We start from the raw sequence: 13,768 nt of genomic DNA, 5'->3' as shown, positions 1-13,768 counted from the left end.
TGAAAAGCGTCGTTCCGTGTGCGCGCTTACGCGTCGTCGACGACGGTCCGGACGTCCTCGAAGACCTCGTCGGGGGTCTGTTCGCCGTCGACCTCGACGAGGACGCCCTCGTCGCGGTAGTGTTCGATGACCGGCTCGGTGTTCTCCTTGAACACCGACAGACGCTCGCGGACCGTCTCTTCGGTGTCGTCGTCGCGCTGGACGAGTTCGCCGCCGCAGTCGTCGCAGACGCCCTCCGCTTCGGGCTGGTTGAACTTCACGTGGAAGTTCGTGCCGCAGTCGTCGCAGACGCGGCGGCCGGTGAGGCGCTCGACGAGTTCGGACTCGGCGACCTTCAGGTAGATGACCGCGTCGAGGTCGGTGATCTCGGTGAGGTACTCCGCCTGCGAGAGGTTCCGCGGGTAGCCGTCGAGGACGTAGCCGTCGGCGTCTTCCAGCGCGGCCTCGACGATTTCGTTGACGACCGCGTCGGGGACGAGTTCGCCCTTCTCCATGAACGAGCGGGGCGTCCCGTACTCGGTCTCCATGTCCTTGTTCGCGCGCAGCGCGTCGCCGGTGGTGACGTGTTCGACGCCGTAGGTCTCGGCGAGCCGCTTCGACTGTGTGCCCTTACCTGCGCCCGGCGCTCCGAGCAGGAGGATGCGCTTTCCCATATCTGACCCCATCCGGCGAGAGCATATAGTGTTGAAGATACGTACTGAGTTCTGCGACGGCGGCGGTCAGAGGAATGAGACAATGTTGCTCCTTGTTCGTCGTTCTACAGCTCTCACGGCCGTCCCACCGCGGTGTTGGCGGGTTTTGTTGCCGGTTTCGCAGACGGAAGCGACACGTTCAACGGCGCGGCCCTCGTGGCACCGACAGATGCGCGATTCGTCCCTCATGCGCGACGCGTTCGGCGCGGCCACCGTCGAGCGCGCGTACGGTCTGTGGTGTACGCTCGAACGCGGCTGGCGCGCGACCGCCCTCGGTCTCGTCGTCGTGACCGTCCTCGCGACGCTCGGGCCGTGAGCGCCGGGGAGAGCTCGGACGCCGGCATCGGCCGGCTCGCGCGACTCGCACCGGGCGTCGGCCTCCTCGTCGTCCTCGCGGGGGCGGCGGCGCTCGTCGCCGGCTTCGTCCCCGGCGTCAACGCGCTCCTGCTCGGCGTGCTCTTCGGGGCTGTCGTCGCCAACACGGTCGGCGTTCCCGACTGGGTGCGCCCCGGCGTCGACACGCAGAAGCTCCTCCTCGAAACGGGTATCGTCCTGCTCGGCGCTCGCATCGCAATCGACGAACTCGTCGCCTCCGGACCGGTGCTCGTCGCGCTCGTCGTCGTCACCGTCGCCGCCGGCGTCCTCCTCGTCGAGGCCGTCGCCGGGCGCGTGTTCGGCCTCGCCGACAAGACCGGGTCGCTCCTCGCGGCCGGCGCGAGCGTCTGCGGCGTCTCCGCGGCCACCGCCATCGCCGGCACCATCGACGCCGACGGTGAGTCCCTCACCCACGTCGTCGCCGCGGTCCTCCTGTTCGACGCGCTCACCCTCGCGGTGTTCCCCATCGCCGGCGACCTGCTTCCGCTGTCCGGTCGCCAGTTCGGTATCTGGGCCGGCCTGAGCATGTTCAGCACCGGCCCCGTCACCGCGGCCGGCTTCGCCCACTCCGAGGTCGCCGGTCGCTGGGCGACCGTGACCAAACTTGCGCGAAACTCCATGCTCGGCTTCGTCGCCGTCGCCTACGCGGTTCGCTACGCCGGCCGGGCGGAGGAGGCAGCCACCGGTCTGCGCGCCGTCTTCGACGGCGTTCCCCGGTTCCTCGTCGGCTTCGTCGCCGTCGCCGCCGTCGCCAACCTCGGCCTCCTCTCGGAGGCGACGCTCGCGACCGTCGGCACCGCCAGCGACGCACTGTTCGCGCTCGCGTTCGTCGGCCTCGGCCTCGACGTTCGGCTCGACGCGATGCGACAGACGGGCGCGGCTCCGCTCGCCGTCCTCGGACTGCAACTGCTCACCATCAGCGCGCTCGCGCTCGCCGCGGTTCTCGCGCTGTTCTGACGCGCTGACGGCCGTTCCGGTCGCTCCGCCGTCCGAGACTCACCGCCCCGACGCGGGCCGTTTTTGTACCGCGCGGGTGTAGCAGGTCGCATGACCCGATTCGAGGCCGACACCGCGCGCGAGCGCCGAAAGCTCTTCGCCGACGCCGTGTCGGCGCACCGCGACCGCGGCAGCGCCTTTCTCACCATCGAGGCCGAACGCCTCGCCGACGTCGACGGCGAGGGGCCCGGCCCGTGGATTCAGTTCGCCGACCAGACGTTCAACATGGACGTGACCGACGAGGAACTCGACCGGCTCAAGGGGCTGCTCACGGAGTTCCCCGAGTTCCGAATCGACCAACTGGAGAGCCCCGAGGAGGCCGAGGGGACGAACGTCCGCATCACCGCCCGCTCGGACGCGAACCGCCTCGCCGGCTTCGCAGACCGCGTCTTTCAGGCGGTCTACGGCCGCGACGAGGCGTACCGGGCGTGGGTCACCGCCGTCTGAGCGGGCGCGTTCCCTCCGCGTTCGATTCGCTTCGACGCTGTGCCCCGGTTTGCGAACTTCTAAATCTATTGCCGCACAACCTCCGCGCATGAATTCCCGACGGTCACGTTGTGAAGAGGGCTCGCTCGCCCCGGCACAATCCCGTTCCGCCGGGTGGAATCGCCTCCCTTACTCCACTCTCGCAGGTTCGACACATGACTGAACACGTCGAGTCGCTGTTCTCTCGCCCGCTGCTCCCGCTCGCGAACGCGGACGACGCCGATATCACCTGTGCCACCGCGTTCCCGCGCATCGCGGCGGCCGATGGTCGGGCCTCCGTCGTCCACGTCATCGAGAAGGCGGGCGGCGCGCCGGACAAAGCCGGCGTCGAACAGCGTGAGGAGGTCGCGGAGGAACTGTTCGATATCGCCCGCCGCGCCGCGGACGACGCCGGCATCGAACTTCAGACCGACCTCCGATTCGCGACCGACGTCGGCGACGCCATTCTCGAAGCGGCTCGCGAGGCCGACGCGACGGCCATCGTCTTCACCCCGCGCGGCGGCCGCTCGTGGTGGGACCTCTTTTCGGGCGCGGTCCGCGAGGAGTTGATTCGGCACAGCGACCGTCCCGTGGTCGTGCTGCCGGCGGGCGACGCCGACGAAGACGGTGAAACATGACAGACGAGGAACTCGCCAAAGACCTCGGCCCGCTCGCGGCGTTGACTATCGGTATCGGGACGATGATCGGCGCGGGCATCTTCGTGCTTCCGGGGGCCGCGGTCCAACAGGCCGGGCCGCTCGCGGCCGCCGCGTTCGTTCTCGGCGGCGTCATCGCGCTCTTGACCGCCATGTCCGCCAGCGAACTGGGCACCGCGATGCCGAAATCCGGCGGCGCGTACTACTACATCAACCACGCCCTCGGGCCGCTGTTCGGCAGCGTCGCCGGGTGGGGCAACTGGATGGGGCTCGCGTTCGCCTCCGCGTTCTACATGACCGGGTTCGGTCAGTACGTGGTGACGTTTCTCCCCATTCCGAGCCTCGTCCTCGGCGGTATCACGGTTTCCGGCGTGAAACTCGTCGCCCTCGCGGGCGGTCTCCTCTTCGTGTTCATCAACTACGTCGGCGCGAAGGAGACGGGGAAGCTACAGAACGCCATCGTGCTCATCTTGTTGGCCATCCTCGCGGTGTTCACGGTCTTCGGACTGCTGAACGCGGACCTCGCCAAACTCCGACCGTTCGTCCCGCCGGACAAGGGCGTGTCACCGCTCCTCCCCGTGACCGGCCTCATTTTCGTCTCGTACCTCGGATTCGTCCAGATTACCTCCGTCGCGGAGGAGATCAAGAACCCCGGGAAGAACCTCCCGCGGGCCGTCCTCGGCAGCGTCGTCATCGTGACGCTGGTGTACGCGCTCGTCCTCCTGACCGTGCTGGCCGCCGTGGACAACAGCCTCGTCGCCGGAAACGAGACCGCCGTCGTCGACGTCGCCCGGCTCCTCATCGGTCCGGTCGGCGCGGGTGCGATGCTGTTCGGTGGCCTCCTCGCCACCGCCTCGTCCGCGAACGCCTCGATTCTCGCCTCCTCGCGCATCAACTTCGCCATGGGGCGCGACCGCATCGTCTCCGAGGAACTCAACGAGATTCACCCCCGGTTCGGCACGCCGTACCGCTCTATCGCCATCACCGGCGGGTTCATCCTCCTGTTCATCCTGCTGGCCGACGTCAACACCCTCGCGAACGCCGGGAGCGTCCTCCACCTCATCATCTACGGGCTGCTCAACGTCTCGCTCATCGTGATGCGCGTGTCCGACCCCGAGGATTACCAGCCGGACTACCGGGTTCCGCTGTACCCCATTACCCCCATCCTCGGAGCGATTACGTCGTTCGCCCTCATGGCCTTCTTCGCCGACAACATCGTCCTCCTCGCTGCCGGGTTCGTCGTGTTCGCCATGCTGTGGTACGCCGCCTACGCCCGCACCAGGGCGACGAAGCAGGGTATCCTCGGGAAGTACCTGCTCCAGCAGTCGGAGCAGCTCCCGGATGCCGCAGTCTCGGCCGCCACGTCGGTCCAGCCCGACGGCGGCTATCGCGTCATGGTCCCCCTCTCGAACCCCGAAAGCGAGCGCGACCTCATCTCGCTGGCCGGGGCCGTCACCAAGGCCAACGACGGGACGCTCGTCGGCGTCCACATCGTGAAAGTGCCCGACCAGACCGCCCTCGAATCGGCCCGCGAGGAGTACGACTTCGCCGAAGCCGACCGCCTGCTCGAACAGGCCCGCGTCGACGCCGACGAACTCGGCGTGGACATCGAGACCCACACGGTCCTCTCTCACCGGTCGTTCGAGGAGGTCTTCGACGCGGCGGAGACCTACAGCGCCGACCTCGTCGTCATGGGCTGGGGCCCCGACAGCCACGGGTCGCCCGGCCGCGCCGAGAGCGCGTTCGAGGAGATAACGCACGCGCTCCCCTACGACGTGTTGGTGCTGAAGGACCGCGGGTTCGACCCCTCGCACGTGCTCGTGCCGACCGCCGGCGGTCCGGACTCCGACCTCTCGGCGTCTATCGCCTCGGTCCTGCGCGAGTTCTGCGACGCGGAGATAGAGCTTCTCCACGTCGCCGACGACAGGGACGCGGGTGAGCAGTTCCTCCGCGAGTGGGCCGACGAGCGCGGTCTCGGAGATGCCACGCTCACCGTCGAGACCGGCGACGTCGAGAGGGCTATCGAGTCGCACGCGACCGACGCGTCGCTGCTCGTCGTCGGCGCGACGGAACGCGGCCTCCTCTCGCGGCTCGTCCGCGGCACCGTCGTCATGGACGTCGTCGACGACGTGGAGTGTTCGGTCCTCCTGGCCGAACGGAGTCGCGCTCGGAGCATCAGGGAGCGCCTGTTCGGGTAGTCCGAACGGCGCCGCGGAAGCGACCCGTTTTCTCGCCGCCGATGGCCTCTCGCGCCGCCGCGGCACATTTGTCCTTCGCCGCCGTAGCGAGGGGTATGGCGAAGCAATCGGGGCTGTCGTGCGACGACGCGGAGCTGTCCGTCGAGGCGACGAGCCGCCGCATCGACGCGGGCGAGGTCACGCTCCACGCGGTCGAAGCCGGACCGGAAGACGGCGAACTCGTCGTCCTCCTCCACGGCTTTCCGGAGTGTTGGTACGCGTGGGCGGACTACCTCCGCCCGTTGACCGATGCGGGCTACCGGGTCGTCGCGCTCGACCAGCGCGGCTACAACCTGAGCGACCGCCCCTCGGGCGTCGAGTGGTACAGCATCGACGAACTCGCCGGTGACGTGGTCGGCGTCGCGGACGCGCTCGGCTACGAGAAGGTCCACGTCGTCGGTCACGACTGGGGTGGCGCGGTGGCGTGGTGGACCGCGCTCCACCACCGCGACCGGGTGCGTTCTCTCACCGCGATGAACCTCCCGCACCCGGTAGTGCTCGCCCGCCACCTCAGACGCGACCCGGGCCAACAGCTTCGGAGCTGGTACGTCTTGTTCTTCCAACTGCCGAAGCTCCCCGAGCTCGTCGCCCCCGTCGGCGACTGGGCCGTCTTGGAGCGGACGATGACCGGCACCGCGCTCCCCGGCACGTTCTCGGCGACCGACCTCGACTGCTATCGCGCCGCGTGGTCGGTCTCCGGAGCCTACGGCTCGATGGTCGACTGGTACCGGGCGGTCGCCCGCGAGCGCCCGCGGCCCCGCGTCGAGACGGTCGAGCCCCCGACGCTCGTCGTCTGGGGGACCCGAGACCGGTTCCTCCGGCCGAAGATGGCGCGCGAGAGCCTCGCGTTCTGCGAAGACGGCCACCTCAAGACGTTCGACGAGGCGACCCACTGGGTCCACCACGAGGAGCCGGTGGCCGTCACCCGCGCACTCGTCGAGCACCTCGACGACGCGTGGCGAACGCCGAACAACACCCCCGACGAGGCGGGCCATCGCCCGGTCTGAGCTCCGCCGGCGATTTCGACCAATGGGGGCAGTATTTGCCGGCTGCTCGTTGAAGCTATATAGGTCCATCGAGGGAACTTAGCGAGGTTCTTGTACGTCCGGCGTGCACGTTGAACCGACGCGGGAGCAGTCCGGTGGTGGGACTTTCCATGCCCCTTCGAACCGTCTCCGCGTCTCTTCATGAGCAGGGACGGGGGACCGTCCCACCTTTCGACCGGCGAGCGACCGCGCCGACGACCGGGCCTCGAACCCCACCGGGCCGGACCCGTCGTCGCCGGATGAGTACGTTCTTACTCGCGGCCCCCGCAGGTCGCGTATGACCGACCTCGGAAAGGTCGACCGCGAGTTCTTCGACGAGTACATCTACCCGCGGTTGGGCGCGGCCCGCGACGACGTGGCGCTCGGCCCGACCCACGGCGTCGACTTCGGCCTCCTCGACATCGACGGCACCGCCGTCGCCATCGCGACCGACCCCGTCTCCGTGCTCCCCGCGCTCGGTTTCGAGCGCGCGGGCCGGTTCGCCATCGACATCGTCCTCTCGGACATCGCCGTCTCGGGGCTGGACCCCTCGCACCTCGCCGTCTCCTTTACGCTCCCGCCCGAGATGACCGACGAGCAGTTCGCCGAACTCTGGGGGGCGATGCACGCCGAGGCCGACGACCTCGGCGTCAGCATCGTCACCGGCCACACCGCCCGCTACGCCGGCTGTTCGTACCCGTGGGTCGGCGGCGCGACCGCCCTCGCCGTCGGTGACCACGACGACGTGGTCCGCCCGGACGGCGCGAGACCCGGCGACGACGTGCTCGTGACCAAGGGCCCCGGCGTCGAGGCGACCGGCCTCCTGACGACGCTGTTTCCGGACGCCTTCGTCGACCTCGACGATGACGTGCTCGCCGACGCGCAGGCGCGACTCGACGAGACCGACGCGGTCCGCGACGCGATGACCGTCTCGGCCGCCGGCGGCCGCGGTGTCCACGCCATGCACGACGCCACCGAGTGCGGCGTCCACGGCGCGCTCAACGAAATCGCCGAGAGCGCGGGCGTCCAACTCGAAATCGACGAGTCGAGCATCCCGTTCCGGCCCGGCGTCCGCGAGACCTGCGACTTCCTCGGCATCGACCCGTGGCGCTCGACCACCGCCGGGTCGCTCGTCGTCGCCACGGACCCCGACGTCACGGACGACGTGGTCGCCGCGCTCGACGCCCGCGGCACCCCCGTCGGCGTCGCCGGCACTGTCGTCGCGGGCGAGGGCGTCGTCGTCGACGGCGAGCGCATCGAGCACCCCGATGTTGACCCCTCGTGGGCCGCCTACGACCGACTCGCCCGCGAGGCCGAGCAAGCGAACGCCGACGCCGAATAAGCAGACTCAGCCCTCATTTTCCAGCGCGTCCGCGACCCGGTCGAGCGCCGCGTCCGCCGCGTCGACGTCGGCCGCGAGGCTCAGAAAGCCGTGCGGCATGGCAGCCTCGTGGTCGTGGACGACGTCGGCCCCCGCGGCGTCGAGCACCGACGCGTAGGCCGCGCCCTCGTCTCGAAGCGGGTCGAAGCCGGCGGTGACGACGTGCGCCGGCGGGAGGTCGGCGTGCGAGTCGGCCCGGAGCGGCGCGGCGAAGGGGTTGTGGCGGTCAACCGGGTTCCGAAGGTAGGTGTCGTGGGCCCACAGCACGTCGCGGCGGGTGAGAAGCGGGCCGTCGGCGTTCTCCCGGAGCGAGTCGTGGTCGGCCGAGCAGTCGGTCATCGGGTACAGGAGGACCTGTCTCTCGATGGTCGGGCCGTCGAACTCGCGGGCGTGGAGGCAGACGGCGGCCGCGAGATTCCCGCCGGCGCTGGTCCCCGCGACGGCGACTCGGTCGGGGTCGGCCCCGACGGACGCGCCGCGTTCGGCGAGCCACTCGACCGCCCGCACGCAGTCGTCGAGGCCGGCGGGAAACGGGTACTCGGGCGCGAGTCGGTAGTCGACCGAGACGACGACGCGGCCCGAACGGACCGCCAGTCGTCGGCAGACGCCGTCGATGGAGTCCAGCGTGCCCATCGCCCAGAGGCCGCCGTGGAAGAACGCGACCGCGGGGCGCGTCTCGCCGGGTTCAGGGTGGTAGACGCGAAGCGGAATCTCGTGGGTCGAGGCGGCCCCGTCCCCGCTCTCGCCGTCGATTGCGAAGTTCGTAACGCGGGCGACCTCGGGCGCGTCGCCGGCCGAGAACACCTCGTCTTCGACCCGGCGGGCGCTCTCGACGCCGAGCGCGGACCACTCGGGGAGGCCCAGACGCTCGACCTCGGCGACGGCGGCGTGAGCCTGCGGGTCGAGGTCGGCCGCGCGGTCGGCGACCCCGATGGCAGACGAGTCGTTAAAATCGCCGTCGTCGGGGTCGTCGGGGTCGGGTCGGGAGTCGCCGTCGGAGCGAACCATACCGGTGGGCCGCGGGCGACCGTGAAAAACACCACGCCGTGCGGGTCGTGAATCTACTTGTCGCGCCGGCGCTTCGACACGCGTATGACCGACGACCCCACCGTCGAGACCGCCCGCGAGATGGACGCGGCGGACCCGCTTTCGGACCTCCGCGACCGCTTTTACGTCCCCGAGGGCGAACTGTACATGGACGGCAACTCGCTCGGCCCGCTGTCTGTCGACGCGGAGGCGGCGCTCGAACGCGTCGTCGACGAGTGGCGCGACCTCGCCATCCGCGGGTGGACCGACGCCGACCCGGAGTGGTTCACCTACGGCGAGCGCCTGGGCGAGCGACTCGCCCCGCTCGTCGGCGCGAAGCCCGACGAAGTCGTGGTCGCCAACTCCACGACGGTCAACATCCACGCGCTCGTCGGGACGTTCTACGACCCCGCCCGCGGCGAGAACATCGTCGTCGACGACCTCGACTTCCCGACGGACCACTACGCGATTCGCGCGCAACTCCGGCACGCCGGCCGCGATCCCGACGAGGCGCTCCGCGTGGTCGAGAGCCGTGACGGGCGGACCATCGAGACCGAGGACGTGCTCGACGCCATCGACGACGACGTGGGGATGGTGTTTCTCCCGTCGGTCCTCTACCGGAGCGGCCAACTGTTCGACATCGAGGCCATCACCGAAGCCGCTCACGAGGCCGGCGCGCTGGCCGGCTTCGACCTCGCGCACTCGGTCGGCGCGGTCCCGCACCGGCTCTCCGAGGTCGGCGTCGATTTCGCGGTCTGGTGTCACTACAAGTACCTCAACGCCGGTCCCGGCTCCATCGCCGGCCTCTACGTCAACGAGCGCCACTTCGGCGTCACGCCCGCGCTCGCCGGCTGGTGGGGCAACGACAAGGAGACGCAGTTCGACATGGCGATGACCTACGAACCGGCGCAGTCGGCCGGCGCGTTCCAGTCGGGGACGGTCCCGGTGCTGTCCGCAGCCCCCCTCGACGGCGCGCTCGACGTCGTCGAGGACGCCGGCGGCGTGGCCGCCCTGCGCGAGAAGTCGCTGGCGCTCACGGACTACCTCATCGCCCTCGTGGACGAGCGACTGCCGGAGTGCGAGGTCGGCACCCCGCGTGACCCCGCGGCCCGCGGCGGCCACGTCGCGGTCGAGCACCCCGAGGCCTACCGCGTCAGCCTCGCGCTCAAGGAGCGGGGCGTCATCGTGGACTTCCGTCAACCGAACGTCGTCCGGATGGCTCCCGCGCCGGCCTACATCGGCTTCGAGGACGTGTACCGGGCGGTCGAGCACTTCCGCGAGATTCTGGACGGGGAAGCATACGAGGCGTTCGAGAAGCAGAGCGGCGGCGTCACGTGAGGGTCGCGGCGGGGGGTCGGTCGCTTACCAGTCGATGACTTCCTTGTCGCGCCAGAACTTCCCCGCGGGCGCGCCGGGCTTGAACGTCGCGAGCCACGTCGGCGTCTCCGCGCCCTTCTCGACCGGTCGGTTCGCCTCCTCGCCGCCCATGTCGGTGCGGACCCAACCGGGACACACCGAGTTGGCGATGAGGCCGTCGTCGCCGTACTGGCCGTCGAGGTAGGCCGTGAGGCCGTTGAGGCCGGTCTTCGAGATTCGGTACGCGGGCGACCCGCCGGACTGTTCCTCGCCGAGCGCGCCCATGCCGGACGAGACGTTGACGACGCGGCCGCCGTCGGACTGGAGGAGAAGGGGAACCGCGTGCTTGCACAGGAGCATCGGCCCGCGGAGGTTGACGCCGAGGGTGCGGTCGATTCGCTCGGTCGACTCGGCGACGATGTCCTCGCCCTCGCCGCCGACGCCGGCGTTGTTGACGAGGATGTCGAGGCGGTTCTGGTCGGCGAAGATGCCGTCGACGACCTCCTCGATGTCCCCTTCTTGGGTCACGTCGAGGAGGACTCGCTCCGTCCCCTCCGGCGTCTCGTTGGTGACGCTGCGCGACCCCGCGTACACCGTCGCGCCGCGGTCGCGGAGGTTCTCGGCTATCTGGCGGCCGATACCTCGGTTCGCGCCGGTGACGAGCGCGACCTGTCCGTCGAGGTCGTCGTAGCGGTCGGGTTCCATGGCTGCGTCTGTGAACTGAGAAAGGATATTCTCACCGAAGCGTGCCGGCGGTCGCGGCGTACCGGCGAGGTTCGGGAGGCCGACGGATCACTCGACCGCGATAGTGAGTTCGTCGAACTCGTCGCCGGTCCACTCGTGGGCGGTCATCCGGCCGTCGGGCGAGCAGATGAGATAGACGTATCCCGGCCACGACGCCTGTTCCCGGTCCGTCGCGCTCGGGACCGGGTCGGACTCGGGGTGCGAGTGGTAGAAGCCGACCGCGTCGTCGCCCGCGGACTCGATGGCTTCGAGAATCGAAACCGTCTCCTCGGGGTCGAGTTCGTAGGCGACCCGTGGGTCGTCGGCGACGTTCGAAACGGGGTGGGCGGCGGTGACGGTGCGCGCGTCGCTGTCGCCGGCGAGGACGCCGCAGACCTCGGCGGGCGGGTCGCCGGCGGCACCCTCGCGGGCGTGCGAGAGAATCGAGTCCCGCGCGTCAGCTGCGAGAGAGAGCCTACTCGAAGTCACGGCGCATGGCGATTTCGAACCACGGACAGAGACGCAGTTGGCGGTACCACTCGGGGTTGTCGTGGAGGTGCTCGTAATCCGCCCAGAGCATGCCCGCGATTTCCTCTTCGTCGGGGTCGAGCGTGGTGTCTTCGAGCGTGACCTTCAGGACGGCACAGACTTCCCACTCCAGCCCGGCGTTCTCGTAGTAGCGCTTGTACTCGAACTTGTCCGTGACGCGGAGGTCGGAGTACTGGTCGGGCGAGATGCCGAGTTCCTCTTCGAGGCGCTCTTCGGTGGCTTCCTCTTGGGTCTGGCCCTCGACGGGGTGGGAGGCGACGGTGCCGTCCCAGGAGGTGTCCCACAGGCGCTTGTTGGGCGCGCGCTGGGCGAGGAGTATCTGTCCCTCCTCGTTGAACACGAGGCAGGTGAAGGCGCGGTGGCGGATGCCGTCGCCCGTGTGGGCGTCGAGTCGGTTGACCGTCCCCTCGGCGTTGTCGTCGGAGTCGACGGCGATGACGTCCTGCGCTGCGTTCTTGTGGAGTTCAGTAGCCTCGTCGGCCGCTGCGTTGCTCATGTGCCTTCCGTCGGAGTCGGGGGTCAACTAAGCTTCGATGCGAACCGCGGACCACGCGGCGGCGGCGCGGGATTAGCCGAGGCGCTCGTCGAGAATCAGGCGGGTCTTCGTGCTCTTCACGTCGTCGTGCTCGCGGGCGCGGGTGATGAGGTCGTTGACGGCGCGGGTGTCGGCGGCGTCGACGACGAGGACGATGTCCTCCTCGCCGGAGACCTGCCAGACGAAGTCCACGTCCTTCCAGTCGGCCATCAGCTCGGACACGTCGTTGGTGTCGACGTCGACCGCGACGGTCACCTCTATCATCGCCTTCAGGTTCCCCGTGCGGGTCGAAATCGTAAAGCGCTCGATGACGCCCTCCTCGACCAACCGCTCGACGCGGTTTCTGACGGTCCCCTCGGAGGTCCCGACTTCGGCCGCGATCTCCGTGTTGGGGGTCCGAGCGTCCCGTCGAAGGATATCGAGGATACGTCGGTCAAGCTCGTCCATATCTCACGTGCCGTCCCCAGCGACTTACCGATTACGAATTTCGTAACTCGACTTCGAAAGTAACACTTATGCACCCGTGTTCCGTTCGTTTCTCGTAATGTCGGACGCCTATCTGGCGCTGGAAGACGGTCGCGTGGTCGAAGCGCGTGGCCGTGTTCCGGGGCGCACACGCGGTGAACTGGTGTTCACAACCGCATATACGGGATACGAAGAGAGTCTGACCGACCCTTCGTACGAAGAACAAGTGCTCACCTTCTCGTACCCCCTCATCGGGAACTACGGCGTCCGAGCCGAGCGATTCGAGTCCGACCGGGTCCACCCTCGGGCGGCCGTCGCACGCGAGTTCACCGAGGAGGTCGTCGAGTGGCTCGCCGACGAGGGCGTCCCGGCGGTCGACCACCTCGACACGCGCGACCTCGTCACGTCCATCCGCGAGGAGGGCGCGATGAAGGTCGGAATCGCCGTCGGCGAGGACGTGACCCCCGAGGACGCGAAGGAAGAACTCGCGCAGTGTAAGGGCATGAGCGAGCACGTCGACATCGGCGCGCAGGTCACCACGACCGAGCTGACGACGTTCGAGGGCGACGGCGACACCACCGTCGCGCTCGTCGACTGCGGCGCGAAGGGCTCCATCGTTGACTCTCTCGTCGACCGCGGCGCCACGGTCCACGTGCTTCCCTACGACGCGGACGCCGAGGACGTAACCGCGCTCGAACCCGACGTGCTGTTCATCTCTAACGGCCCCGGCGACCCCGAAAACTACACCGCGACGCGCGAACTCGTCGAGGAGTTCGCCGGCGAGGTCCCGCTGGCGGGTATCTGCCTCGGCCAGCAGATCGTCGCCAGCGCGCTCGGCGGCACCACCGAGAAGATGGCCTTCGGCCACCGCGGCGTCAACCAGCCCGTCCGCGACCTCCAGAGCGGAAAGGTCGTCATGACCACCCAGAACCACGGCTACACCGTCGCCGATCCCGGCGACCAACTCGACGTGACGCAGGTGAACGTCAACGACGACACCGCGGAAGGCCTCGCCAGCGAGGAACTGAGCGTCATCACGCGCCAGTACCACCCCGAAGCCCATCCCGGCCCCCACGACTCGCTCGGCTTCTTCGACGACGTGCTCGCCATGGCGGGTACAGAGGGAAACGAGCATAAGCCCCGAGCCGTCGCCTCGGACTGACCACCCAAACCGCGACCGAACTCGAATCCGCGGCCGATTGCACCCGGCCGCGACCGGAGGAACGCCGATTTTTCCGACACGCCACCCAGCGAGCGGCGCGGCTCGTGTCTCGGCCCCGATGTGGT

15 protein-coding genes are annotated in these 13,768 nt (G+C 69.1%); 9 read left to right on the top strand and 6 right to left on the bottom strand.

The genetic code is table 11. The features are described from left to right. Positions 1-26 precede the first annotated feature (26 nt). The gene (locus C5B91_RS12755; protein WP_008095425.1) at positions 27-653 is read right to left on the bottom strand and encodes an adenylate kinase; all 627 of its coding nucleotides are present in this window, start codon (positions 651-653) and stop codon (positions 27-29) included. 208 nt (positions 654-861) lie between these two features. Here C5B91_RS12755 and C5B91_RS22120 point away from each other — a divergent pair, with 208 nt between their 5' ends. The 7 genes from C5B91_RS22120 to C5B91_RS12725 all read left to right on the top strand — a co-directional run bounded on the left by C5B91_RS22120 (position 862) and on the right by C5B91_RS12725 (position 7,788). Next, on the top strand, positions 862-1,008 hold the full coding sequence (locus C5B91_RS22120; protein WP_156037881.1) for a hypothetical protein: 147 nt from the start codon (positions 862-864) through the stop codon (positions 1,006-1,008). Further along, positions 1,005-2,024, top strand: a complete 1,020-nt coding sequence (locus tag C5B91_RS12750) for a YeiH family protein (protein ID WP_008095423.1) — start codon at positions 1,005-1,007, stop codon at positions 2,022-2,024. The genes C5B91_RS22120 and C5B91_RS12750 overlap by 4 nt, the downstream gene beginning before the upstream one ends. A gap of 90 nt (positions 2,025-2,114) precedes the next feature. Then, a complete protein-coding gene (locus tag C5B91_RS12745; RefSeq protein ID WP_008095422.1) occupies positions 2,115-2,510 on the top strand; it encodes a hypothetical protein in 396 nt (131 codons plus the stop codon). A gap of 194 nt (positions 2,511-2,704) precedes the next feature. Further along, entirely contained in the window at positions 2,705-3,166 is a 462-nt protein-coding gene (locus C5B91_RS12740) for a universal stress protein (protein WP_008095420.1), read from the top strand. Next, a complete protein-coding gene (locus C5B91_RS12735) occupies positions 3,163-5,382 on the top strand; it encodes an amino acid permease (RefSeq protein WP_115819407.1) in 2,220 nt (739 codons plus the stop codon). The genes C5B91_RS12740 and C5B91_RS12735 overlap by 4 nt, the downstream gene beginning before the upstream one ends. A 95-nt stretch (positions 5,383-5,477) precedes the next feature. Then, on the top strand, positions 5,478-6,428 hold the full coding sequence (locus C5B91_RS12730; RefSeq protein WP_115819406.1) for an alpha/beta fold hydrolase: 951 nt from the start codon (positions 5,478-5,480) through the stop codon (positions 6,426-6,428). Positions 6,429-6,744: 316 nt separating this feature from the next. Continuing rightward, positions 6,745-7,788 (top strand): AIR synthase family protein, encoded by a 1,044-nt coding sequence (locus C5B91_RS12725; RefSeq protein ID WP_008095414.1) that lies wholly within the window; start codon positions 6,745-6,747, stop codon positions 7,786-7,788. A gap of 6 nt (positions 7,789-7,794) precedes the next feature. On the opposite strand, the gene C5B91_RS12720 is transcribed toward C5B91_RS12725, so the two are convergent. Continuing rightward, positions 7,795-8,835 (bottom strand): alpha/beta hydrolase, encoded by a 1,041-nt coding sequence (locus C5B91_RS12720; protein ID WP_115819405.1) that lies wholly within the window; start codon positions 8,833-8,835, stop codon positions 7,795-7,797. An 84-nt stretch (positions 8,836-8,919) separates the two neighbouring features. Here C5B91_RS12720 and kynU point away from each other — a divergent pair, with 84 nt between their 5' ends. Then, positions 8,920-10,191, top strand: a complete 1,272-nt coding sequence (gene kynU, locus C5B91_RS12715; RefSeq protein ID WP_115819404.1) for a kynureninase — start codon at positions 8,920-8,922, stop codon at positions 10,189-10,191. A 24-nt stretch (positions 10,192-10,215) separates the two neighbouring features. Here the strand turns inward: kynU and C5B91_RS12710 are convergent, their stop codons facing one another. From C5B91_RS12710 to C5B91_RS12695, 4 genes are all read right to left on the bottom strand, one after another. Then, positions 10,216-10,914: an SDR family NAD(P)-dependent oxidoreductase gene (locus C5B91_RS12710; protein ID WP_115819403.1), complete on the bottom strand. Its 699-nt coding sequence runs from the start codon at positions 10,912-10,914 to the stop codon at positions 10,216-10,218. 87 nt (positions 10,915-11,001) lie between these two features. Beyond that, a complete protein-coding gene (locus C5B91_RS12705) occupies positions 11,002-11,421 on the bottom strand; it encodes a desampylase (RefSeq protein ID WP_008095410.1) in 420 nt (139 codons plus the stop codon). Continuing rightward, positions 11,408-11,977 (bottom strand): NUDIX domain-containing protein, encoded by a 570-nt coding sequence (locus C5B91_RS12700; protein WP_008095408.1) that lies wholly within the window; start codon positions 11,975-11,977, stop codon positions 11,408-11,410. The genes C5B91_RS12705 and C5B91_RS12700 overlap by 14 nt, the downstream gene beginning before the upstream one ends. 72 nt (positions 11,978-12,049) lie before the next feature. Then, positions 12,050-12,463 (bottom strand): Lrp/AsnC family transcriptional regulator, encoded by a 414-nt coding sequence (locus tag C5B91_RS12695; RefSeq protein WP_004042482.1) that lies wholly within the window; start codon positions 12,461-12,463, stop codon positions 12,050-12,052. Positions 12,464-12,560: 97 nt separating this feature from the next. On the opposite strand from C5B91_RS12695, the gene carA reads away from it, so the two are divergent. Next, positions 12,561-13,643, top strand: a complete 1,083-nt coding sequence (gene carA, locus C5B91_RS12690) for a glutamine-hydrolyzing carbamoyl-phosphate synthase small subunit (RefSeq protein ID WP_049913586.1) — start codon at positions 12,561-12,563, stop codon at positions 13,641-13,643. Positions 13,644-13,768: the final 125 nt, after the last annotated feature.

This window comes from Haloferax sp. Atlit-10N, from assembly GCF_003586325.1.
Lineage (GTDB): Archaea > Halobacteriota > Halobacteria > Halobacteriales > Haloferacaceae > Haloferax > Haloferax prahovense.
This window is presented reverse-complemented; position numbering and strand designations above follow the sequence as displayed.

Excerpts from the sequence above, each read along its gene's own strand:
- carA (WP_049913586.1), top strand. The coding sequence starts at position 12,561 with ATGTCGGACGCCTATCTGGCGCTGGAAGACGGTCGCGTGGTCGAAGCG.
- C5B91_RS12755 (WP_008095425.1), bottom strand. The coding sequence starts at position 653 with ATGGGAAAGCGCATCCTCCTGCTCGGAGCGCCGGGCGCAGGTAAGGGC.
- C5B91_RS12735 (WP_115819407.1), top strand. The coding sequence starts at position 3,163 with ATGACAGACGAGGAACTCGCCAAAGACCTCGGCCCGCTCGCGGCGTTG.
- kynU (WP_115819404.1), top strand. The coding sequence starts at position 8,920 with ATGACCGACGACCCCACCGTCGAGACCGCCCGCGAGATGGACGCGGCG.
- C5B91_RS12700 (WP_008095408.1), bottom strand. The coding sequence starts at position 11,977 with ATGAGCAACGCAGCGGCCGACGAGGCTACTGAACTCCACAAGAACGCA.
- C5B91_RS12730 (WP_115819406.1), top strand. The coding sequence starts at position 5,478 with ATGGCGAAGCAATCGGGGCTGTCGTGCGACGACGCGGAGCTGTCCGTC.
- C5B91_RS12695 (WP_004042482.1), bottom strand. The coding sequence starts at position 12,463 with ATGGACGAGCTTGACCGACGTATCCTCGATATCCTTCGACGGGACGCT.
- C5B91_RS22120 (WP_156037881.1), top strand. The coding sequence starts at position 862 with ATGCGCGATTCGTCCCTCATGCGCGACGCGTTCGGCGCGGCCACCGTC.
- C5B91_RS12740 (WP_008095420.1), top strand. The coding sequence starts at position 2,705 with ATGACTGAACACGTCGAGTCGCTGTTCTCTCGCCCGCTGCTCCCGCTC.
- C5B91_RS12720 (WP_115819405.1), bottom strand. The coding sequence starts at position 8,835 with ATGGTTCGCTCCGACGGCGACTCCCGACCCGACCCCGACGACCCCGAC.
- C5B91_RS12745 (WP_008095422.1), top strand. The coding sequence starts at position 2,115 with ATGACCCGATTCGAGGCCGACACCGCGCGCGAGCGCCGAAAGCTCTTC.
- C5B91_RS12710 (WP_115819403.1), bottom strand. The coding sequence starts at position 10,914 with ATGGAACCCGACCGCTACGACGACCTCGACGGACAGGTCGCGCTCGTC.
- C5B91_RS12725 (WP_008095414.1), top strand. The coding sequence starts at position 6,745 with ATGACCGACCTCGGAAAGGTCGACCGCGAGTTCTTCGACGAGTACATC.